Genomic DNA, 21,288 nt, shown 5'->3' on the forward strand with positions numbered 1-21,288 from the left:
GAAGGGAAAGGGTGACGCCAAGTGACCACGGTCGAGACCCCCAGCGACTCGCGGACCTTCAACTGGCTGCTCGCGAACTTCGTCAAGTCCACCGACGGGGTACGGGACGCCGTGGCCGTCTCCTCGGACGGACTGCTCATCGCCGTGTCGGACGGGCTCGGGCGCACCGAGGCCGACCATCTCGCGGCGATCGTGTCCGGCCTGTCGTCGCTCGCCCGCAGCGCGTCCAAGCGGTACGGCTTCGACGGGGTCAAGCTCATCATGATCGAGATGGGGCGCGGCTTCCTGCTGGTCTCCGCGATCCGGGACGGCAGCTGCCTCGGCGTCCTCGCCGACTCCAGCGGCGAACTCGGCCTCGTCGGCTACGAGATGGCGGTGCTCGCCGAACGGGCCGGGGACCTGCTGACGCCGGCGCTCATCGCCGATCTGCGGCAGGCGTTGCCACGATGAGTGCGCAGGAGCCCAACGGCCCCGCCGGCCCCGCCGGACCCGCCGACTCCGCCGACGACACGTCCTTCGTGCGGCCGTTCATCATCACCGGCGGGCGGGCCGAGCCGCTCCAGGCGGATCTGCGGCTGGAGACCCTGGTCGTGGCCGTCGGCACGCCGGACGATTCGCTCGCGTTCGAACGGCGGCACATCGTGGCGGTGTGCGCACAGCCGACGACGGTCGCCGAGGTGGCGCACCGGGTCGGCGTCCCCCTCGGAGTCGCCAAGGTGCTGATCTCCGATCTCGTCGTCGCCGGACAGCTCGCCTGCCGGCAACCCGCGGAGCTTCCGCTCCAGACGCTCGAAAGGATCAGGGACCATGTCCGGGCGCTCTGACAAGATCGTGCCGCTCGCCGTGAAGATCGTGGTGAGCGGAGGGCTCGGGGTCGGCAAGACGACGTTCATCGGAGCGATCTCGGAGATCGAACCGCTGGACACGGAGGCCGCGATCACCCAGGTGTCGGTGGGCGTGGACTCGCTCGCCGGGGTCGAGTCCAAGACGACGACCACCGTGGCCCTCGACTTCGGGCGGATCACGCTGGATCCGTCCATCGCGCTGTACCTGTTCGGGACGCCCGGACAGGACCGCTTCTCGTTCCTGTGGGACGACCTGGTGGAGGGCGCGCTCGGCACGGTGGTCCTCGCGGACACCCGCCGGATCGAGGAGTGCTTCCCCGCGGTCGACTACTTCGAGGCGCACGGTGCGCCCTTCGTCCTCGCCGTGAACCGCTTCGACGGCGCCGAGCGGTTCGAACTGGAGGAGGTACGGGAGGCGTTGGGGCTCGGGACCGACGTTCCGGTGCTGGAGTGCGACGCACGCGAGCGCGGGTCGGTGCGGGACGTGCTGGGCGCGCTGATGGACCGGGTGATCGGGGTGAGGTCCGGGCCGAGGAAGCGGGCGATGGCCGTGCGCTAGGTGCCGTGGGGGCGCGGGTCGTGCGGCGAGTGCCGGGGCGTGTGCGGTTGCTCGCGCAGTTCCCCGCGCCCCTCGGGGCGCGTGAATCCGGCGTCTGTTCTCGGGTGCGGGGCGCGAGGGGAGGGGTGCGCGTGTGAAGGCGAAGGGTGGAGCGCGAGGAAGAACGCGAAGAGCCCCCGCCGTCGGCGGGGCGCGCAGTGGGTCAGCTCAACAGGAACAGGACCACACGCGACCGAAGTCGATGTGGGAGCGGGTGACCAGCCACTGCTGCGGATGCATGGGCCAAGTGGAACAGGTCTCCGGTTTTCCGTCAACCGAGGTGAGACGCATCGCTCACACTCTGGACAGCCTTGACAGTGAGGGGAAAAGGCGCCGTAGAGTCGACGGACGGCCCTGCTGAGGGGCTCGGCCGTAGGAGCGCCGCTTCGGTGCTCCGTGTGAAGGCACTCCGCACGCGGTACCGCGTGCGCGTCCACCGTGCCCGACTCTTCCGTCACGGAGCCTTCACATGTCTTCCGACTTCCCTGCCGCAGCACCCGCCACCCCCGGCGCCGGTACGACGGGGGCCGCCCGATGAGACGGCCCAGTCTGGTGATCGTGGGGGCCGGGCCGCGGGGGACCGGTCTCCTGGAACGGATCACCGCCAACGCGCCCGAGCTGTACGCCGGTTCGGGCCTCGACATCCATCTGGTCGACCCGCATCCGCCGGGCGCCGGGCGGATATGGAGAGCCGCCCAGTCGCCGCTGCTGTGGATGAACTCGCACGCCGAGGACGTCACCATGTTCACGGACGAGACCGTGAACATGACGGGCCCGGTCCGGGAGGGCCCCACCCTGCACGAGTGGGCGGGCCTGGACGGCCGTACCTTCGCCGACCGGCAGATCCAGGGCCGCTACCTGCGCCATGTCTACGACACCGCCGTCGCCGGCCTGCCGGACGGCGTCGCCGTCCACCACCACCCGCGCCGCGCCCTGCGGGTCGACGGGCCGCGCGAGGGGCGCCAGCAGGTCTGGCTGGAGGGCCGGCCGCGCCCGCTCCTCGCCGACCTCGTCGTGCTCGCCCTCGGTCACCTGGACGCCGAACTCGATCCGGAACAAGCCGAGTTGGCGGCCCATGCCGACGAGCACGGCCTGGTCCACCTGCCGCCCGACTTCACCGCCGACAGCGACCTGTCCGCACTGCGGCCCGGCGAACCGGTGCTCGTCCGGGGCTTCGGACTCGCCTTCGTCGACCTGATGGTCCTCCTCACCGAGGGCCGCGGCGGACGGTACGACGGCGACGCGTACGTGCCCTCGGGACGGGAGCCGGTGCTGTACGTCGGATCGCGGCGCGGAGTGCCGTACCACTCGAAGATCGGGTACGACTGGACCGGCGACCGGCCGCCGCTGCCGCGCTTCTTCGGGCCCGCCGAGGTCGACGAACTCCTCGCCCGGCCGGACGGGTTCGACTTCCGGTGTGACATATGGCCGCTGGTGGCGAAGGAGCTGGGATTCGCGCACTACCACCGGCTGTTCACCGTCCATCCCGAGCGGACGACGGCCGCCTGGCCGGACTTCGAGGAGAAGTACGCGGCGGCCGAGGGCGACGCCGAGGTGGCGGCGCTGGTGGCGGCCGCCGTACCGGACCCCGCCGACCGGCTCGACCTCACGGCGCTGGACCGTCCGCTGGAGGGGGTGCGGTACGGATCGCACGAGGAGTTCCAGGACGGGCTGCGCGCCTACGTGGAGGCGGACCTGACCCGCCGTCACGACCAGGACCACAGCCCCGACCTCGCGGTGTTCCTCGGACTGCTCTCCGTGTACGGGCAGTTGGTGCGGCTGGGCGGCATCGGGTCCTGGTGGCACGGGTTCTTCAGCTACCTGGCCTCCGGCCCGCCCGGACCCCGGCTGCGGCAGATGCTCGCGCTGTCCCGGGCGGGCGTGCTGAGGTTCGTCGGCGCCGGGATGAACGTGGCGGCCGAGGACGGGGTCTTCCGGGCGTCGGCCGACACCGTGCCGGGGTTCTCCGTCCGGGCACGGGCGCTGGTCGAGGCGCGGCTGCCCGAACCGACCCTCGGGCGCGCCCTGGACCCGCTGCTGCGTGAACTGCACGCCGACGGGGCCGCCGAGACGCCCGACGGGCTGCTCCGGGTGGATCCCGCCGACGGGCGGATCCTCGACCCGGCCGGGCGGCCCCATCCCCGGCGGTTCGCGCTCGGGCCGTTCACGGACGGCCGTACGCCCGGCGCGTTCACCCGGCCGCGCACCGGAGGGCCGGCGTTCCGGCAGAACGACGCCACGGCGCGGACGGTGCTGGCCTTCCTGCGCGACCTGGCGGGCCGGGCCGCCGCGTAGCCCGCCGGGCCGGCCGCGCCGCGGCGGTCCGGGCGAAGTGCGTGTCCTACAAGGGGAGGTTCGTGTGATGACCGGCTCGTACGGCCGGGGGCTGCTGCATCTGGCCGCTGCCGTGGATCAGGTCGGGGTGTCCGACGCGGAGGCGTATGTCGAACTGGTGCGGCTGGCCGAGAGCGGCGGACTGGACTTCGTGACGCTCGACGGCCGGTTCGGGGAGGCGGGGCCCGACGCGCTCGCCGTGCTGGCGCGGGTCGCCGGGGACACCCGGCGGATCGGTCTGGTGCCCGCGATGACCTCGGTGCACCCGCACCCGGGCGTCGCCCCCGACCGGTGCGGCTGGTGGAGCGACGCGCCGGAGCCCTCGCCGGGGCCGGCGGTCCGGGTGGCCGACGCCACCGAGGGGCCCGCCCGGCGGACCGCCGCCCGGTACGCCGACGTCGCTCTGGTGCGGGCCGCGAGCTCCGCGCAGGCCGCCGTCGTACGGGACGAACTGCTGGCGGAGGCCGTGGCGTTCGGGCGGGAGCCGGACGCGTTGCGGGTGCTGGTCAGTCTGGTGGTGGACCTCGGGGACGGGGAGCGCGCGGCCGAGCCGGGGCACGGCGGCGGCGGGCCCCGGCAGACGCTGCGGGGGCCGCTGTACCGGGGCGGTCCGGTGGATCTGGCGGAGCTGATCGCCGGCTGGCACGGCGAGGGGGCCGCCGACGGCTTCCACCTCGTCCCCGCCGAGCCGCGCCGTGATCTGGAGCGACTGGTCAACGGGACCGTGGCACTGCTCCAGCACCGCGGCCTGTTCCGCACCTTCTACCCGGGCGGCACCCTGCGCGAACACCTGGGTCTGGCCCGGCCCGCAGGCCAGTTCGCGGCGCCGTGAAACACCCACCGAGCACCCGGGTCAGACCCGAGGAGAAGTGCGACGCGGCTGGGCGGCCACGGTTCGGGGACCGACCGGAAGGACGGCTTCCGGCCACCCCCGGGGGCCGGGTGCCCGACGGCGCGGGGGCGCCTGGGGCGTAGGCCGACGGGCGGTTGCGGGCGACTGCCGCCGTACGCTTTCGCGGACCGCTTCAACTGCCCCTTCCCGCCGCCCGGGAACAGGCCGGACCACGCGGCCGGGGCGGGGGAGCGCCGGCCGGCCCGAGGGGCCCGACCGCGCCAGGATCGCACAAACTCGCCACAGTTCACACACAGTCGCACGGCCGAAAGGCGCCCTTGCGGCTACCTGTCGTTCGCCCGAATACTCCCCCACAGCGCTTGTCAGGGGCATTGCGTGTCCGGAATCCGGGCGCCACCCCCTGGCTGCGCCTCACGGGCCCCGACCCCACGCGGGCCCCCGACTTCCCCTGGGAGGGAACGACAAGTGAGGATCAAGCGCACGACCCCCCGCAGCGGTATCACGAGACGGACCCGGCTGATCGCCGTGGGCACCGGCTTCCTGGCCGCGGCAGCGTTCGCCGTCCCCACCGCGAGCGCGAGCAACGCGCACACCTTCAGCGCGACCCAGTTGAAGGCTGTGAACAGCTCCGTTCTGAAGGCGGACATCCCCGGCACCGCCTGGGCCGTCGACAGCAAGACCAACCGCGTCGTGGTCACCGTCGACTCGACGGTCTCCAAGGCCGAGATCGCCAAGATCAAGCGGCAGGCGGGCGCCGACGCCGAGGCGCTCACCATCAAGCACACCTCCGGCACGTTCAACAAGCTGATCGCCGGCGGCGACGCCATCTACGGCGGCTCCTACCGCTGCTCGCTCGGCTTCAACGTGGTCAGCGGCAGCACCTACTACTTCCTCACCGCGGGCCACTGCGGCGAGGTGGCCTCGACCTGGTACTCCAACTCGGGCCACACGACCACGCTGGGCACGAACGTCGGCTACAGCTTCCCGACCAACGACTACGCGCTGGTCAAGTACACCAACAGCTCGATCACCAAGTCCGGCACCGCGGGCAACACGGACATCACCAGCTCCGGCACACCCAGTGTCGGCGCCACGGTCTACCGTGACGGCTCGACCACCGGCATCCACAGCGGCACCGTCACCGCGCTCAACGCCACCGTCAACTACGGCAGCGGGGAGATCGTCTACGGCCTGATCCAGACCACGGTCTGCGCCGAGAGCGGTGACTCCGGCGGTCCGCTGTACTCCTCCGGCGGTGTCGCCTACGGTCTGACCTCCGGCGGCAGCGGCGACTGCACCTCCGGTGGCACGACCTTCTTCCAGCCGGTCGTGGAGGCCCTGAGCGCCTACGGCGTCAGCGTCTACTAGGGACCCCGGCCGCACTCGGGCGGGCCCCCGTACGCAACTCGCGTACGGGGGCTCGCCCTTGTACGGACGCGGGGTTACCGTCGAAGGACATCCGAAGTCACCCCTTGGGGGTCGGCATGGTCGAGGCGCTGGTGGCGGCCGGAGCCGCTCTCGTGTCCGTCGGGGCGGTCTACGCGCTGGCCGCGGCACGGGTCGTCAGACAGTACGAGCGAGGTGTGGTGTTCCGCCTCGGCCGGCTGCGACCGGCGGTGCGCGGACCGGGGTTCACCATGGTCGTGCCGTTCGTGGACCGGCTGCAGAAGGTCAACATGCAGATCGTCACGATGCCCGTGCCCGCGCAGGAGGGCATCACCCGGGACAACGTGACCGTGCGGGTCGACGCCGTCGTCTACTTCAGGGTGACCGCGCCCGCCGAGGCGGTGGTCCGGGTCGAGGACTACCGGTTCGCGGTCTCGCAGATGGCGCAGACCTCGCTGCGGTCCATCATCGGCAAGAGCGAGCTGGACGACCTGCTTTCGAACCGCGAGAAGCTCAACCAGGGGCTGGAGCTGATGATCGACAGTCCGGCCGTGGAGTGGGGCGTCACCATCGACCGCGTCGACATCAAGGACGTCTCGCTGCCCGAGACCATGAAGCGCTCCATGGCCCGGCAGGCCGAGGCCGACCGGGAGCGCCGGGCCCGGGTCATCAACGCCGACGCCGAACTCCAGGCCTCCAAGAAGCTCGCGGAGGCCGCCAAGGAGATGTCGGAGCAGCCCGCCGCGCTGCAACTGCGGCTGTTGCAGACGGTGGTGGCGGTCGCCGCGGAGAAGAACTCGACCCTGGTGCTGCCGTTCCCGGTGGAGCTCCTCAGGTTCCTGGAGCGGGCCCAGCAGCAACTGCCCCCGACGGCAGGGACCGATGGGGCCGGCGGGTCGGCAGGGACCGACTCCGGCCAGGGGTAGTCGCCACCGTCCGCCTCCCGCCACTCGCACGTGGTGTTTGCGGTGCGAATCCTCCGAGGGCGCCGCGAACGGCCCGGCGCAGGGGGCGCGCGGCAGCCGCGTACGCGCGTCCCGAAGTCGACCTTGTGTGCTCCCTGCGCGTCTCGGAATAGTGGGCGCCCGTCAACCGGCCTTCCGGCTCCCGAGATCCCCACAGTCCCGCGGGCCCCCACAGGAGGACAAGAGTTGAAGCACCGACGCATACCCCGGCGCCGGGCGGTGCTCGCGGGGGCGGGCGCCGTCGCGCTCGTCGTCGCCGGAGTGACCTTCCAGAGTGCGAACGCGAGCGAGCCCGCCGGGGCCGCCGCACCCCGGACCCTGTCCGCCCCGGCGGCCGGAAAGCTCGCCTCGACGCTCGTCGCCGGCCTCGGCGCCGACGCGGCGGGCGCGTACTACGACACCCGGTCGGGGAACCTCGTCGTCAACGTGGTCGACGACGCCTCCGCCAGGGCCGTCGAGGCGGCCGGGGCCAGGGCGAGACTCGTCGCCAACTCCCTCGCCCAACTCGACGGCGCGCGCACCACGCTGAAGCGGGACGCCGCCGTCCCCGGCACCTCGTGGTCGACCGACCCGGTCGGCGACAAGATCGTGGTCACCGCCGACAGAACCGTCACCGGGGCGGGGCTCGCCAGACTCGCCAAGGTCGTCGACGGGCTCGGCGGGAAGGCCGAACTGCGGCACTCGAAGGGAGAGTTCAAGACCTTCATCGCGGGCGGCGACGCCATCGGCGGCTCGGGCGGGCGCTGTTCGCTCGGCTTCAACGTGGTCAAGGACGGCGAGCCGTACTTCCTGACCGCCGGCCACTGCACCGCTGCCATCTCCACCTGGTCGGACTCCTCCGGTGCGGTGATCGGCCGCAACGCCCGGTCCAGTTTCCCGGGCGACGACTTCGGGCTCGTCAGGTACAGCTCCGGCGTCCCCCGCCCGAGCGAGGTCGACCTCTACGACGGCTCCACCCGGGAGATCACGGGCGCGGCCGAGGCCACCGTGGGCATGAAGGTCACCCGCAGCGGCTCCACCACCCACGTCCACGACGGCACGGTCACCGGTCTCGACGCCACCGTGAACTACTCCGAGGGCACGGTGAGCGGGCTCATCCAGACCGACGTGTGCGCCGAGCCGGGCGACAGCGGCGGCTCGCTCTTCTCGGGCGGCGAGGCGATCGGCCTCACCTCCGGCGGCAGCGGCGACTGCGCCTCCGGCGGCGAGACGTTCTTCCAGCCGGTGACGGAGGCGCTGTCGGCCACGGGCACCCGGATCGGCTGACACCCCGAGGCGCCCCCGCCGCCTTCCGGCGCGGGCGTGCCCCGCCGCCCCCGCCGTCTCTCGCCGTCCCCGCCGTCCCTCGTCATCCCCGTCGTCCCTCGTCATCCCCGTCGCCCTCGCCGCCCCTCGCGATCCGTGCCCCGAGGCCTGGGCTTCGGGTGTTTGCGCAGGTGGGAGGTGCTCCGGTGGTTGTCGTACGCATGTTCGAAAATGGAGGTATGGTGGGGGTGAGGAAGTTGGGAACTGATGTTCGATAACTCTGTTCGGGCAGCCCCGCGGGGCTCATGAGTGCGGGAGGTGCGGATGCCGGGCTTCACGCATCTGCACACCGTCTCCGGCTACTCCCTGCGCTACGGCGCCTCGCACCCGGAGCGGCTCGCCGAGCGCGCCTTTGAGCGGGGCATGGACGCCCTCGCCCTCACGGACCGCGACACCCTGGCCGGCACCGTCCGCTTCGCCAAGGCCGCCGCCGGTGCCGGGGTCCGCCCCCTCTTCGGGGTGAACCTCGCGGCGGCCCCGGTGGAGGCGGCGCGACGCGAGAAGCGCCGTGTCCCGGTCCGCGGCGGCGCCTTCGTCGACGAGTCGACACCCCGGGTCACCTACCTCGCCCGCGACGGCGCCCGGGGCTGGGCCGACCTGTGCCGGCTGGTCACCGCCGCCCACCGGGCGGCGGGCCCGCCGCTGCTGTCCTGGCCCGACAACCACGGCGACGGCCTGACCGTGCTGCTCGGCCCCGCCTCCGACGTCGGCCGCGCCCTGGCCGCGGGCCGCCCCGACCGCGCCGCGAGACTCCTCGCCCCCTGGCGCGAGGTCTACGGCGACGCCCTGCGTCTGGAAGCCGTCTGGCACGGCCGCACGGGTACGGGGTCCGGCTCCCTGCGGCTCGCCGCCCGCACCGTCGGCTTCGCCGCCGAACAGCGGGTCCGCCCGGTGCTCAGCAACGCCGTCCGGTACGCCGACCCCGGCCAGGGCCCGGTCGCCGACGTGCTGGACGCGGCCCGCCGCCTGGTCCCGATCGACCCCGCGAAGGAACTCGACTCGGGGGAGGCCTGGCTCAAGGACGCGGCCGCCATGCTCCGGGCGGCCGAGCGGATCGTGGAGGCCGCGGGCTACCGGCGCGACACCGCCCACCGGCTGCTGGAGCGGACCCGGGCGACGGCCGCCGAGTGCCTGGTCGACCCCGAGGACGACCTCGGCATCGGCACCGTCCACTTCCCCGAACCGCACCTCGTCGGCGCCGGCCGCCGCACCGCCCAGCGGGCGCTGGCCTCGCGGGCGGCGGCCGGGATGGTGCTGCGCGGCCACGCCGGGAAGCGCGCGTACTGGGAGCGGATGCACCGCGAGCTGGACATCATCGCCCACCACGGCTTCGCCTCCTACTTCCTGACGGTCGCTCAGGTGGTGGACGACGTCAGGGAGATGGGTATCCGGGTGGCGGCGCGCGGCTCCGGCGCGGGCTCGCTGGTCAACCACCTCCTCGGCATCGCGAACGCCGACCCCGTCGAGCACGGGCTGCTGATGGAGCGCTTCCTGTCCAAGGAGCGGGTCGTGCTGCCCGACATCGACATCGACGTGGAGTCCGCGCGCCGCCTGGAGGTCTACCGGGCGATCATCGGCCGGTTCGGCGAGGAACGGGTCGCGACCGTCTCCATGCCGGAGACCTACCGGGTCCGGCACGCCGTCCGCGACGTGGGCGCGGCCCTGTCCATGGACCCGGCCGACATCGACCGCATCGCCAAGTCCTTCCCGCACATCCGGGCCCGGGACGCCCGCGCGGCCCTGGCGGAACTGCCCGAACTCCGCGAACTGGCGGGGGAGTCCCGGCGCGAAGGGAAGAGGTACGGCCGGCTCTGGGAACTGGTCGAGCAACTGGACGCCCTCCCGCGCGGCACCGCCATGCACCCGTGCGGGGTGCTGCTCTCCGACGCCTCCCTGCTCTCCCGTACGCCGGTCGTGCCGACCAGCGGCGAAGGGCTGCCCATGTCGCAGTTCGACAAGGAGGACGTGGAGGACCTCGGGCTGCTCAAGCTGGACGTGCTCGGGGTGCGGATGCAGTCGGCGATGGCGCACGCGGTCGCCGAGGTGGAGCGGGCCACGGGCACCAGGGTCGACCTGGACTCCGTACCGCCGGGCGATCCGTCGACGTACCGGCTCATCCGGTCCGCCGAGACGCTGGGCTGCTTCCAGATCGAGTCGCCGGGCCAGCGGGACCTGGTGGGGCGGTTGCAGCCGGCCACCTTCCACGACCTCGTCGTCGACATCTCGCTGTTCCGGCCGGGGCCGGTCGCCGCCGACATGGTGCGGCCGTTCATCGAGGCGCGGCACGGGCGCGCGCCCGTCAGGTACCCCCATCCCGACCTGGCGGAACCGCTGAAGGGGACGTACGGGGTCGTCGTCTTCCACGAGCAGGTCATCGACATCGTCGCCGTCATGACCGGCTGCGGACGGGGCGAGGCGGACCGGGTGCGGCGCGGGCTGTCCGACCCGGAGTCGCAGGGGCGGATCAGGGTGTGGTTCGCGCAGCACGCGGCGGCCCGCGGCTATGACGCGGAAACCATCGGGCGGACCTGGGAGATCGTCGAGGCCTTCGGTTCGTACGGCTTCTGCAAGGCGCACGCGGTGGCGTTCGCCGTGCCCACCTACCAGTCGGCGTGGCTGAAGGCGCACCACCCGGCCGCCTTCTACGCCGGGCTGCTCACCCACGACCCCGGGATGTATCCGAAGCGGCTGCTGCTGGCGGACGCGCGGCGGCGCGGGGTGCCGATCCTGCCGCTGGACGTGAACCGGTCGGCGGTCGCCCATCGGATCGAACTGGTGTCTGATTCAGGGGTCTGGGGGCTGCGGCTGGCCCTCTCCGACGTGCACGGCATCAGCGAGGCCGAGGCGGCGCGGATCGCGGACGGGCAGCCGTACGCCTCGCTGCTCGACTTCTGGGAGCGGGCCCGGCCGAGCCGCCCATTGGCCGGACGCCTCGCGCAGGTCGGCGCGTTGGACGCGTTCGGCGCCAACCGCCGTGATCTGCAACTGCACCTGGCCGAGCTGCACCGGGGTGCCCGGGGCGCGGGCGGCGGCCAACTTCCCCTGGCGGGCGGCCGGAAGACGGCGCCGGCCGGACTCCCCGACCTGTCCTCCGCGGAGAGGCTGAGCGCCGAGCTCGGCGTGCTGTCGATGGACGCCTCCCGCAACCTGATGGACGACCACCAGGTGTTCCTCAAGGAGCTGGGCGTGGTGTCGGCGCGGCGGCTGCGCGAGACCCGGCACGGGGAGACGGTGCTGGTGGCCGGGGCCAAGGCGGCCACCCAGACCCCGCCGATCCGCTCCGGCAAGCGGGTCGTCTTCACCACCCTGGACGACGGCACCGGCCTGGTCGACCTGGCCTTCTTCGACGACTCGCACGACGCCTGCGCCCACACCGTCTTCCACTCCTGGCTGCTGCTGGTGCGCGGGGTGGTGCAGCGGCGCGGCCCGCGCAGCCTCAGCGTGGTCGGCTCGGCCGCCTGGAACCTCGCCGAACTCGTCGAACTGCGCGCCGAGGGCGGCCTGGACGAGGTCGCGGCACGGCTGGCGGAGCCGGCGCGGAGGCCGGCGGGGACACCGGCGGGGCCGCGGGACGGGGCACCGGAGGAGACGCCGGAAGGGACGTCGGAGGAGGCGCCGGGCGGGGATCCTGCGCACGGGGATCCGACGCACGGTCGCCGTATCCGGCTGTCGACCGGCTACGAACTGCACCCGTGGGCCGATCTGCGCCCCGCGGGTGGGGAGGTCTCGCAAGGGCCCTCCGTGAAAAGGAAGTTGTGGCACCAGAGTCCGGGGAGTGCGGGATGACCATCCTCTGCGTACGTTTCCAGCTGCCGCCGATGCGCGAGGCCGCGTTCCCCGCGCTGCTCGGCCTCGTCGAGGAGTTCACCCCGGTGGTCGAGGCCCTGCCGCCGGACGGGGTGCTGGCCGATCTGCGGGCCGCCGAGCGCTACTTCGGGCGCGGCGCGGTCGAGCTGGCGTCGGTGATCCGGGTCCGCGCCCTCGCCCTGCACGGCGTCGACTGCGTGATCGGCGCCGGGCCCGGCCCGATGCTGGCCCGGATGGCGCTGGCGGCGGCCCGGCCCGGGGTGACCTGCGAGGTCCCGGCCGGCCCGGAGGGCGGCGCGGCCTTCCTCGCGGACCGGCCGGTGACCGCGCTGCCCGGCGTCGGTACGGCGACCGCCCGCGTCCTGTGCGAGTACGGCCTGGACACCCTCGGTCTGGTCGCCGCCGCACCGCTCGCCACGCTCCAGCGGCTGATCGGCGCCAGGGCGGGCCGCGAGCTGCGCGAGAAGGCGAACGGCGTCGACCGCGGCCGGGTCGTGCCGAACGCGGTCTCCCGCTCCCTCGCCACGGAACGGCCCTTCGAGCGGGACGAGCTGGACCCGGACCGGCACCGCCGCGCGCTGCTCTCCGCCGCCGAGGAACTGGGCGCCCGGCTGCGCGCCCTGGAGAAGGTCTGCGGCACCCTGACCCTCACCGTCCGCTACGCCGACCGCTCGTCCACGACCCGCAGCCGCACCCTCAGGGAGCCGACCGCGCACTCGTCCGCGCTGGCCAGGACGGCGTACGGCATGTACGACGCGCTGGGGCTGCAACGCGCCCGGGTCCGCGCGTTCGTACTGCGCGCCGAAGGGCTCACGCCCGCCGAACAGGCCGCGTACCAGCTCACCTTCGACCCCGCCGAGGACAAGGTCCGCCGGATCGAGGAGGTGGCGGACCGCGCGCGTGCGAAGTTCGGCCCCCGCGCGGTGATGCCGGGCACGCTGGCCGCGTGACACCTCTTTCGTATACGTGACTCCCCGTCGTATACGCGTATGCGCCTGTACGCGGCCCCTCGAACTGATGGGGGAGGGTGGCAAGCGCGTGTCGGGGGACCGTTCGGCGCGGGCCGTTCCCTACCGTCCGATCAGGTCTGCCTGGTGATGGTCCGTCAGGGGTTGCCGGGGCGCTGGATATTACTGGAAAGTTTTACTGACGCGTAACTTCACGCTTGCACTACCCGTCCGTAACTTGATGAGTGAACAGCATCCTCGTGATCCGGATCACAGGGCGTAAGGCCGTCGCAACTCCCTTGAGCCGCAAGGAGATCACACGATGCTGCCCTGGAAGCGAGCACTCAGACCCCTGACCGCGCTGCTCGTCGCCGCCGCCGTCGCCACCGTTCCCGCCGCCACCGCCCATGCGTCCAGCGCCCCCAGCACCGGCTGGAACGACTACTCCTGCCGCCCCTCCGCCGCCCACCCCCGCCCGGTGATCCTCGTCCACGGCACCCTGGGCAACTCCGTCGACAACTGGCTCTCGCTCGCCCCCTACCTGGAGGACCGCGGCTACTGCGTCTTCTCCCTCGACTACGGCCAGCTGGACGGCGTCCCCGTCTTCTACGGCCTCGGCCCGATCGACGAGTCGGCCGCGCAGCTCTCCGCCTTCGTCGACAAGGTGCTCTCCGCGACCGGCGCCGCCAAGGCCGACCTCGTCGGACACTCCCAGGGCGGCATGATGCCCCGCTACTACCTCAGGTTCCTCGGTGGCGCGGCCAAGGTGAACGCCCTCGTGGGCCTCGCCCCCGACAACCACGGCGCCACCCTCAGCGGCCTCACCAACCTGCTGCCGTACTTCCCCGGCGCCGGCGACCTGATCAAGGCCACCACCCCCGGCCTCGCCGACCAGATCCCCGGCTCCGCCTTCCTCACCAAGCTCAACGCGGACGGCGACACCGTCCCCGGAGTGCACTACACGGTCATCGCCACCAAGTACGACGAGGTGGCCACGCCGTGGAAGAGCCAGTACCTGAGCGGCTCCGACGTCGACAACATCCTGCTCCAGGACCTCTGCCCGCTCGACCTCTCCGAGCACGTGGCGATCGCGCTCCTCGACCGGATCGCCTTCCACGAGGTCGCCAACGCGCTCGACCCGGCGCACGCCACCGCCACCACCTGCGCGTCGGCGTTCAGCTGAGCGGCCGACGGGTGACCGGGTGACCGGGTGAGCGCCGCCGGGGCCTGTCCGGCCTGAGCCGCCGGTCAGGCCCCGGAGCCGGGAGGGATCAGCGCTGCTGCGCCCGCCGCCGTACGGACAGGAACAGCGCGCCGGAGCCCAGCGCCAGGGCGGCCGCACCGCCGACCGCGAGATACGGCGTGCTTCCGTCCCCGCCGGTCTCCGCGAGGGCGCGCTCCGAACTCCCCGCCGCCTCGGGCGCGTTGGCCTCGCTGGTGCTGGTGCTGGTGCTGGTGCTGGTGCTGGTGCTCGGCTCGGCCGACGTACTGGCGTCGTCGTCGCCGTGCCCGTGGTGCTCGACGGTCGACTTGTCGGCGCCGGCCGCGATCTGCTCGTCGGTGGGAGCGGAGGCGGTCGCGGTGGCGGAGGCGGTCGCGGCCGGGGCGGAGCCGCCGGCGGCGGTGGCGCTGCCGCCGAAGTCCACGTCCGAGCAGGAGTAGAAGGCCTCCGGACTGTCCGAGCGCTGCCAGATCGCGTACAGCAGCTGGCGTCCGGACCGCTCGGGCAGGGTGCCGGAGAACGTGTAGAAGCCGTCCGCGGCGACCGGGTCGGTGGCGGTCGCGACCGGGTGGTCGAGATCGAGGTCCGCCCAGGCCAGCGGCTTCGTCGGGTCGTAACCGGCCTTGGTGAGGTACACCTTGAACGTGCCCTTGTGCTGCGCGGTCACCCGGTACTTGAAGGTGTACGACCCGCTGCTCACGTTCGTCGCCGGCCAGTCGGCGCGGGCCAGGTCGAGGCCCTTGAACTCGTCGCTGTTCGCGCTGCACAGCCTGCCGTCCGGGATCAGCGCCTGGTGCTGCCCGTCGGCGTCGCCGATCCGGATGCCGTTCCAGTCGTACAGCGCCTGTGTGCCGCCGGCCGCGACCGCCGCCTTGCACGCGTCCGACTTCGGGCTCTCCGGGTTCTCCGCGTAGCACTGCGCGACCCGGCTGACCGGGTCCCCCATCGTGCCGTGCGCGGACGCGGGCGCGGCGGCGAAGGCGACCGCCCCCACTCCCGACGCGACGGCGACGGCGGTCCTGCGGCGTACTGCGAACATGCGGAAACTCCTCGGAACGGTGCTCGGGGCGGGCGGTCCCGCCGGGGCGGATCCCGTGGGGGCGCTCCGAAACTAGACCCGTGACACCGGGAAATCGCCTGCTGAGGGCGCTGGGAGGAGATCCTTATGCTCGCGTTAAGGGAGTGCTGAGACTGGGATCAGGTAGGTGGCGTGGGGAACCGGGGCCGCGAGCGGCTGGACCGACGCGGCTGGACCGAAGGGGGTGGGAGGGTGCCGGCGGACCGGCGTGGTCAGCCGTCCGGCCACCAGGTGCGTGCGATGTCCTTGCGCACCTCGGGGCGTCCGGCGGGGCGCTCGTCCGCCTCCTCGCGGATCCGGCGGCGGTCCGTCTTCTTCAGGGGCTTCTGCACGGTCGTGCGGCGCATGGCTGCCTCCTTCGGTGCCTACCGAGTTTCCGCGCAGTCACGGAGGTAGACCCTTTTGGCGAGAGTTCCTCATCGGTGCCGGTCTGTCAGTGGTCGCTGTCACATGGACCGAGTGTCAGTGGCGGGTGTCACTCTTGGGGCATGACGAACGAGAGTGACCAAAGTGTTGCGGTGCGTATCGACTGGGACGCGGAAGCAGTCGCCTTCGATGACGAACCGGATCATGGCCTGCGTGATCCCGAGGTACGCCTGGCCTGGGCGGGACGGCTGCGGGCGTGGCTGCCCGGACACCCCTGTGACGTCCTCGACCTCGGCTGCGGCACCGGCAGCCTGGCCCTCCTCGCCGCCGAGCAGGGCCACCGCGTCACCGGGGTCGACAGCGCCCCGGCGATGGTGGAGCGGGCCCGCGCCAGGCTGGCCGGCCGTGACGCGGTGTTCCTGACCGGCAACGCGGCGGCACCACCGGTCGGCGAGCTGCTCCACGACGTCGTCCTCGTACGGCATGTGCTGTGGGCACTGCCCGACCCCGGGCGCGTGCTGCGGCACTGGCGCGGGCTGCTGCGGCCCGGAGGCCGGTTCGTGCTGGTGGAGGGCGTGTGGGGGACCGTGACGCCGGTCGGTGTGCCCGCCGACCGCCTCGCCCGCCTCCTGGCACCGCTCGCCCGGGACGTGCGCGTGGAGCGGCTCTCCGGCGAGGCGGCGCTGTGGGGGAAGGAGGTGAGCGACGAGCGGTACGCGGTGGTGGCCACGGTGTGACGCGCGACGCGCGACGGCGCCGTCAGGACAGCAGGGCCTCGAAGCCGCCGCCCTCGTGGGCCAGGGCCTCCAGCGTGTCCAGCGCGGCCTCGGCGGCCCGGGCGGCCTCCGGGTCCCGTTCCGCCAGCCCGCTCCCGGCGAACTCGTCCTCGTCCAGACGCCGTACGTCCGTGCCGTCGGCGGAGCGCCACAGGTCCAGGTCGAGGTCCTCGACGACGAGCCGCGTGCCGGAGAGCGTCGCCGGGCGGGTGACGTCGCAGTACCAGCCCTTCAGCGTGCCGTCGGCGGTGCGCACCTCCTTCACCGCGTACCAGCGGTCGCGCCAGTAGAACTCGGTGAAGACATCGCCCTGCTCGAAGCGGACGAAGCCGAAGTCGCGGGTCACGTCACCGGCCCACGGCGCGCGTACGGCGATCCGGGTGCCGTCGTCGTGCAGCAGCTCGGCGGGGTAACGGATCTTCGTACGGCCCGCCTTGACCAGGACGACGTCCACCGTCGCCGTGGGCTCAGCCGAGTTCGCGGACATACCTGACCTCCGTTGCGCGGACTTCGTACCCGAACCACTTGTTGATCGTCGGCATCGGCCCGTTGCCGCTGTGTCCGGGCGCAGGTCGTGCACGATCACCGTCATGGGGCGCACGCTATGCGGGACGTCCACGGGGTGCCTCTCATTTTCCGGCGCGTACGGGAGAATCGGGGCCGTGACCTTGAAGATCCACATCGATGACAGCGCGCCGCCGTACGAGCAGGTGCGGGCGCAGATTTCCGGGCTGGCGCGGAGCGGGGCGCTGCCGGTGGGCTACCGGCTGCCGACGGTCAGAGGGCTCGCCGAGTCGCTGGGACTGGCCGTGAACACGGTGGCCAAGGCGTACCGGGCGCTGGAGACGGACGGGGTGATCGAGACACGGGGGCGCAACGGGACGTTCGTCGCGGCGGCGGGCTCGGCCGCGGAACGCGAGGCGGCGGCTGCCGCGCAGGCCTACGCCGACCGGGTCCGACGGCTGGGACTGGCGGAGGAGGAAGCCCTGGCCGCCGTGCGGGACGCCCTGCGGGCGGCTTACGGGGAATAGCCGGCTCCGAGTCCGGCCGAGCGGGCCAGCCACCGCCGGCCCGCGCCGCGTCGGCTGACCGCCGGCCCGTGCCGCGTCGGCTGACCGCTGTCGCGGCGGAAGTGTCTCGGCGTGACCGCGTTCGGCCACGGCGGTGGAGGAAAGCCGGCGGTGGACGTGCCTCACCGCCGTCCATGGGTTTCCCTTTCCCGCCGCGACGGTGTTGAGCCGACGCGGCGCGATCCGGCGGTGCCGGGCCCCGCTCGGCCAGGCCTGCGGTCGGCCGGTGGGGGGAGTCGCCGGCGGTCAGTCGCTCGGGGTCGGTTCTGGTGTCCTCGGTGCCGTCAGGCCCGCACGCTCCGCCGCCCTTCCGAAGGCCGCCGCGTCCCGTACCGCCGCTCCGCCCGGGTCGTTGTTGAAGTACACGTAGACGTCGGCGCTCCGGGGGCAGGCCGCGGTGATGCGGCCGAGCCAGGTCTCCAGGGAGCGGCGGCCGTAGCGGGGCCACGGGGCGGCCCGGCCCTCGTGCAGGCGGAGGTAGGCCCAGTCGGCGGTGCGCCACAGGGGCGTCATGGGGCGGGCCCGGATGTCGGCCCAGCACAGCGCGGCGCCCCGGGACTCCAGGACCCGGCGGGTCCCGGGCGTCCACCAGGAGTCGTGGCGGGGCTCCACGGCCACCCTCGTACCGCGCGGGAAGCGGGCCAGGCAGGCGTCCAGGAGCGGCGGGTCCGCCCGGAGCGTCGGCGGGAGCTGGAGGAGGACCGGACCCAGCCGGTCGCCCAGGCCCGCCGCGTGGGACATCAGGCGGTCCACCGGCTCGGCGGGGTCGCGCAGACGCCTGATGTGCGTGAGGTACCGGCTCGCCTTGACCGCGATCACGAAGTCCGCGGGGACCCGGTCCCGCCAGGACTCGAAGTTCTCACGGGTCGGCAGACGGTAGAACGCGTTGTTCAGCTCCACCGTCGTGAAGCGCGCCGCGTACTCCTCCAGCCACCGGCGCACCGGCACGTCGGCCGGGTACAGGACGCCTCGCCAGTCCCGGTACTGCCAGCCCGACGTTCCGACGAAGAGGGGCACATCCCCATCAAAGCACTACAGGTACAGCCCCGCGTCCGCGTCCTCCCGGGCACCCGGCACCGACGCCGGTGACGTGCCCCGGCGCAGCGCGTACAGCTCCGCCAGGGTCGCCCCCTCGCGGCCCACGCCCTCTTCCGTGCCGAGCCAGTTCACCGCCTCGCCACGGGTCAGCGGGCCCACCTCGATACGGGCCAGGCAGCGGCCGGGCCGGACCACGGCGGGGTGCAGCCGCTCCAGGTCCTCGTTGGTGGTGACCCCGACCAGGACGTTGCGGCCCTGGCCGAGCAGCCCGTCGGTGAGGTTCAGCAGCCTCGACAGCGCCTGCCCCGCCGTGTGCTTGGCCTCGCCGCGGATCAGCTCGTCGCAGTCCTCCAGCAGCAGCAGCCGCCAGCGGCCCTTGCCCGCCCCGTCCTCCTCGCCGATCGCGATGTCCATCAGATAGCCGACGTCGGAGAAGAGGCGCTCCGGGTCCAGCACGCAGTCCACCTGGCACCAGTCCCGCCAGGACCGCGCGAGGGTGCGCAGCGCGGAGGTCTTGCCGGTGCCCGGCGGGCCGTGCAGCAGCAGGAGACGGCCCGCGATGTCCTCCGGGGTCGTCTTCATCAGGCGGTCCATCGCGTCCGCCACCGGCGCCGTGTAGTTGGGGCGCACCTCGTCCCAGGTGCCCGCGGAGATCTGCCGGGTGGTGCGGTGCGGGCCGCGGCGCGGCGAGACGTACCAGAACCCCATCGTCACGTTGTCCGGCTGCGGCTCCGGCTCGTCCGCCGCGCCGTCCGTCGCCTCGTTCAGCACCTTCGCGGCCAGCTCGGCGGTGGTCGCGGTGACCGTGACGTCGGCGCCCCGGTTCCAGCGGGAGACCAGCAGCGTCCAGCCCTCGCCCTCCGCCAGGGTCGCGCTGCGGTCGTCGTCCCGCGCCACCCGCAGTACCCGCGCCTCCTTCGGCAGCAGGGTCGCGCCGGAGCGCACCCGGTCGATGTTGGCCGCGTGCGAGTACGGCTGCTCACCCGTCGCGAAGCGGCCGAGGAACAGCGCGTCGACGACGTCGGACGGGGAGTCGGAGTCGTCGACGTTGAGCCGGATCGGCAGCGTCTCGTGAGGCTTGGCAGACATGCCGCCATGATCCGTCACCGGGGCCCGCGGCGCACCCGTTTTCCGAAGTGGGCGGGGAGTGTCGGTTGTGCGCCGAGCGTCCGGAGTATCCGGAGTGCCCCCTGTTCCTGTCACCCGGCTGTCGATCCCCGATACCTGCCCCCGGGGCGATTCCCGCCGTTACTGTTGCCCTTGATGGGACGTCATGGGTGGAATTCGGGGGCTCGGCGGTGGCGGCTCACCGCCCTGCTCGGGGTGGGCGTGGCCGCTCTCGCCCTGATCGTGACACTGGCCGGCACCCGGTCCGGGGGCGGCGGCACCGCGGGCACCACCCGCGACGGCGACAAGGTGCACGGCACCCCCGCCACCCCGCCTGCCACCACCGAGCCGTACGTCGGCTGGGGCTTCACCCACACCCAGTACAGCGCCGACGAGGGCAGCGCGGCCGCCACCGACCGCGTCGAGGGGCTGCTGGCCAAGGACGCCGGGCTGCCCCAGGACCAGGCGATCATGGGCTGGGGCGCCGACAACCCCGAGCCGGTGAAGGGGCGTTACGACTTCGGCGCCCTGGACCGCCGCGTCGACTTCATGCGCAGGTCCGGCGGCACCCCGGTGATCACCCTGTGCTGCTCCCCGGACTGGATGAAGGGGGGAAAGGCCGGCGCCGGCAACACGGACTGGAGCCAGGCCGCCCTGGAGACCGCGCCGACCCCCGACCACTACCAGGACTACGCGAACCTCGCCGCGACCGTCGCCAGGCGCTATCCGGACGTACGCCACTTCATCGTCTGGAACGAGTTCAAGGGCTTCTGGAACGACGCGAAGGGCCGCTGGGACTACGAGGGTTACACCGAGCTCTACAACCTCGTCTACAAGGCGTTGAAGGCGGTCGACAAGGACATCATGGTCGGCGGGCCGTACCTCGTCATGGACAGCTTCGACCCGCGCCGGACCGAGAACGCCTCGCCCTCCCTCAAGGGCGACTGGGGCGTCATGGACCAGCGGGTGATCGACGCCTTCGAGTACTGGAACACCCACAAGGCGGGCGCCGACTTCGTGGTCGTCGACGGGTCCAGCTACACCAACGACGACGACATGCTCCCGGACGAGTTCGCGGCCACCGAGAAGCTGACGGCCGTCAGCCGGTGGGTGCGCGCACAGACCCACGACCTGCCGCTGTGGTGGGCGGAGTACTACGTCGAACCCGCCGACGGCGACGACGAACGCGACGGCTGGACCGAGGAGCACCGGGTCGCCGTCCAGGCCGCCGGCCTGATCGCCCTGGTCGAGGGCGGCGCCGACTCCGGCTTCTACTGGAACCCGGAGGATGAGACCGGCGGCGACTGTCCGGGCTGCCTGTGGTCGACGACCGACAGCGCGGCCGGCGGGCGGGCACTGCCCATGTACGACCTGGTGTCCCGGTTCGGACGGGCCTTCCCGCCGGGGACCGGGTACGAGCAGGTCTCCGTCGCCGGGGACGACGCGTCCGACGTACGCGTCCTCGCCGACGACCGGACCGTCCTCGTCGTCAACACCCTCGACCGGCCCGTCAGCGCCCGGGTCGACGGCAGGCGGCTCGACCTGGCGGCCTACGAGGTCAAGTGGCTCACCAGGTGAGCCACTTGACCCC

Annotated in this window: 19 protein-coding genes; 14 read left to right on the forward strand and 5 right to left on the reverse strand. The window is 72.9% G+C overall.

The genetic code is table 11. The features are described 5' to 3' along the window. The first annotated feature begins 21 nt into the window (after positions 1–21). The 11 genes from ACZ619_RS10860 to ACZ619_RS10910 all read left to right on the forward strand — a co-directional run bounded on the left by ACZ619_RS10860 (position 22) and on the right by ACZ619_RS10910 (position 14,223). Positions 22–450, forward strand: coding sequence for a roadblock/LC7 domain-containing protein (locus ACZ619_RS10860; RefSeq protein WP_469596871.1), 429 nt, complete (start codon positions 22–24; stop codon positions 448–450). Next, positions 447–824 (forward strand): DUF742 domain-containing protein, encoded by a 378-nt coding sequence (locus ACZ619_RS10865; protein ID WP_469596873.1) that lies wholly within the window; start codon positions 447–449, stop codon positions 822–824. Before ACZ619_RS10860 ends, ACZ619_RS10865 begins: the two co-directional genes overlap by 4 nt. Beyond that, positions 808–1,404, forward strand: coding sequence for a GTP-binding protein (locus ACZ619_RS10870; protein WP_469596876.1), 597 nt, complete (start codon positions 808–810; stop codon positions 1,402–1,404). Before ACZ619_RS10865 ends, ACZ619_RS10870 begins: the two co-directional genes overlap by 17 nt. Positions 1,405–1,977: 573 nt before the next feature. Further along, positions 1,978–3,738, forward strand: a complete 1,761-nt coding sequence (locus ACZ619_RS10875) for an FAD/NAD(P)-binding protein (RefSeq protein ID WP_469596879.1) — start codon at positions 1,978–1,980, stop codon at positions 3,736–3,738. Between the two features lie 67 nt (positions 3,739–3,805). Further along, entirely contained in the window at positions 3,806–4,609 is an 804-nt protein-coding gene (locus ACZ619_RS10880; RefSeq protein ID WP_469596881.1) for an LLM class flavin-dependent oxidoreductase, read from the forward strand. Between the two features lie 486 nt (positions 4,610–5,095). Continuing rightward, a complete protein-coding gene (locus tag ACZ619_RS10885) occupies positions 5,096–5,998 on the forward strand; it encodes a S1 family peptidase (RefSeq protein WP_469596883.1) in 903 nt (300 codons plus the stop codon). A gap of 116 nt (positions 5,999–6,114) precedes the next feature. Continuing rightward, positions 6,115–6,942: a slipin family protein gene (locus tag ACZ619_RS10890; RefSeq protein ID WP_469596885.1), complete on the forward strand. Its 828-nt coding sequence runs from the start codon at positions 6,115–6,117 to the stop codon at positions 6,940–6,942. A gap of 225 nt (positions 6,943–7,167) precedes the next feature. After that, the gene (locus ACZ619_RS10895; protein WP_469596887.1) at positions 7,168–8,247 is read left to right on the forward strand and encodes a S1 family peptidase; all 1,080 of its coding nucleotides are present in this window, start codon (positions 7,168–7,170) and stop codon (positions 8,245–8,247) included. Between the two features lie 303 nt (positions 8,248–8,550). After that, a complete protein-coding gene (locus ACZ619_RS10900; protein WP_469596890.1) occupies positions 8,551–12,072 on the forward strand; it encodes a DNA polymerase III subunit alpha in 3,522 nt (1,173 codons plus the stop codon). Continuing rightward, positions 12,069–13,043, forward strand: a complete 975-nt coding sequence (locus ACZ619_RS10905) for a DNA polymerase Y family protein (RefSeq protein WP_469596892.1) — start codon at positions 12,069–12,071, stop codon at positions 13,041–13,043. Before ACZ619_RS10900 ends, ACZ619_RS10905 begins: the two co-directional genes overlap by 4 nt. Positions 13,044–13,362: 319 nt before the next feature. Beyond that, positions 13,363–14,223 carry an esterase/lipase family protein gene (locus ACZ619_RS10910; RefSeq protein ID WP_469596895.1) on the forward strand — a complete coding sequence of 287 codons (861 nt, stop codon included), beginning with the start codon at positions 13,363–13,365 and terminating at the stop codon, positions 14,221–14,223. An 88-nt stretch (positions 14,224–14,311) separates the two neighbouring features. Here the strand turns inward: ACZ619_RS10910 and ACZ619_RS10915 are convergent, their stop codons facing one another. Together ACZ619_RS10915 and ACZ619_RS10920 are read right to left on the reverse strand one after the other, a co-directional pair. Beyond that, entirely contained in the window at positions 14,312–15,301 is a 990-nt protein-coding gene (locus ACZ619_RS10915) for a lytic polysaccharide monooxygenase auxiliary activity family 9 protein (protein ID WP_469596898.1), read from the reverse strand. 251 nt (positions 15,302–15,552) lie between these two features. Then, entirely contained in the window at positions 15,553–15,687 is a 135-nt protein-coding gene (locus ACZ619_RS10920; RefSeq protein WP_469596899.1) for a hypothetical protein, read from the reverse strand. Positions 15,688–15,828: 141 nt separating this feature from the next. Here ACZ619_RS10920 and ACZ619_RS10925 point away from each other — a divergent pair, with 141 nt between their 5' ends. Continuing rightward, positions 15,829–16,443, forward strand: coding sequence for a class I SAM-dependent methyltransferase (locus ACZ619_RS10925; RefSeq protein ID WP_469596902.1), 615 nt, complete (start codon positions 15,829–15,831; stop codon positions 16,441–16,443). A 22-nt stretch (positions 16,444–16,465) separates the two neighbouring features. On the opposite strand, the gene ACZ619_RS10930 is transcribed toward ACZ619_RS10925, so the two are convergent. Next, positions 16,466–16,969, reverse strand: coding sequence for a ribonuclease FAU-1 family protein (locus ACZ619_RS10930; protein WP_469596905.1), 504 nt, complete (start codon positions 16,967–16,969; stop codon positions 16,466–16,468). A 175-nt stretch (positions 16,970–17,144) separates the two neighbouring features. Between ACZ619_RS10930 and ACZ619_RS10935 the strand changes: the two genes are divergently transcribed. After that, on the forward strand, positions 17,145–17,513 hold the full coding sequence (locus ACZ619_RS10935; RefSeq protein ID WP_469596908.1) for a GntR family transcriptional regulator: 369 nt from the start codon (positions 17,145–17,147) through the stop codon (positions 17,511–17,513). A 285-nt stretch (positions 17,514–17,798) separates the two neighbouring features. On the opposite strand, the gene ACZ619_RS10940 is transcribed toward ACZ619_RS10935, so the two are convergent. Then, a complete protein-coding gene (locus ACZ619_RS10940) occupies positions 17,799–18,569 on the reverse strand; it encodes a DUF72 domain-containing protein (protein ID WP_469596909.1) in 771 nt (256 codons plus the stop codon). Positions 18,570–18,584: 15 nt separating this feature from the next. Further along, on the reverse strand, positions 18,585–19,679 hold the full coding sequence (locus tag ACZ619_RS10945) for a DUF5925 domain-containing protein (RefSeq protein ID WP_469596912.1): 1,095 nt from the start codon (positions 19,677–19,679) through the stop codon (positions 18,585–18,587). 174 nt (positions 19,680–19,853) lie between these two features. On the opposite strand from ACZ619_RS10945, the gene ACZ619_RS10950 reads away from it, so the two are divergent. Continuing rightward, complete coding sequence (locus ACZ619_RS10950; RefSeq protein WP_469596914.1) at positions 19,854–21,275, forward strand: GH39 family glycosyl hydrolase; 1,422 nt, start codon at positions 19,854–19,856, stop codon at positions 21,273–21,275. Positions 21,276–21,288: the final 13 nt, after the last annotated feature.

It is taken from the genome of Streptomyces sp. NPDC104367 (assembly GCF_055583825.1).

Bases quoted from the DNA above. Each gene is read 5' to 3' on its own strand.
- ACZ619_RS10865 (WP_469596873.1), top strand. From the start codon at position 447: ATGAGTGCGCAGGAGCCCAACGGCCCCGCCGGCCCCGCCGGACCCGCC.
- ACZ619_RS10870 (WP_469596876.1), top strand. From the start codon at position 808: ATGTCCGGGCGCTCTGACAAGATCGTGCCGCTCGCCGTGAAGATCGTG.
- ACZ619_RS10875 (WP_469596879.1), top strand. From the start codon at position 1,978: ATGAGACGGCCCAGTCTGGTGATCGTGGGGGCCGGGCCGCGGGGGACC.
- ACZ619_RS10880 (WP_469596881.1), top strand. From the start codon at position 3,806: ATGACCGGCTCGTACGGCCGGGGGCTGCTGCATCTGGCCGCTGCCGTG.
- ACZ619_RS10890 (WP_469596885.1), top strand. From the start codon at position 6,115: ATGGTCGAGGCGCTGGTGGCGGCCGGAGCCGCTCTCGTGTCCGTCGGG.
- ACZ619_RS10900 (WP_469596890.1), top strand. From the start codon at position 8,551: ATGCCGGGCTTCACGCATCTGCACACCGTCTCCGGCTACTCCCTGCGC.
- ACZ619_RS10905 (WP_469596892.1), top strand. From the start codon at position 12,069: ATGACCATCCTCTGCGTACGTTTCCAGCTGCCGCCGATGCGCGAGGCC.
- ACZ619_RS10910 (WP_469596895.1), top strand. From the start codon at position 13,363: ATGCTGCCCTGGAAGCGAGCACTCAGACCCCTGACCGCGCTGCTCGTC.
- ACZ619_RS10915 (WP_469596898.1), bottom strand. From the start codon at position 15,301: ATGTTCGCAGTACGCCGCAGGACCGCCGTCGCCGTCGCGTCGGGAGTG.
- ACZ619_RS10920 (WP_469596899.1), bottom strand. From the start codon at position 15,687: ATGCGCCGCACGACCGTGCAGAAGCCCCTGAAGAAGACGGACCGCCGC.
- ACZ619_RS10925 (WP_469596902.1), top strand. From the start codon at position 15,829: ATGACGAACGAGAGTGACCAAAGTGTTGCGGTGCGTATCGACTGGGAC.
- ACZ619_RS10930 (WP_469596905.1), bottom strand. From the start codon at position 16,969: ATGTCCGCGAACTCGGCTGAGCCCACGGCGACGGTGGACGTCGTCCTG.
- ACZ619_RS10945 (WP_469596912.1), bottom strand. From the start codon at position 19,679: ATGTCTGCCAAGCCTCACGAGACGCTGCCGATCCGGCTCAACGTCGAC.
- ACZ619_RS10950 (WP_469596914.1), top strand. From the start codon at position 19,854: ATGGGACGTCATGGGTGGAATTCGGGGGCTCGGCGGTGGCGGCTCACC.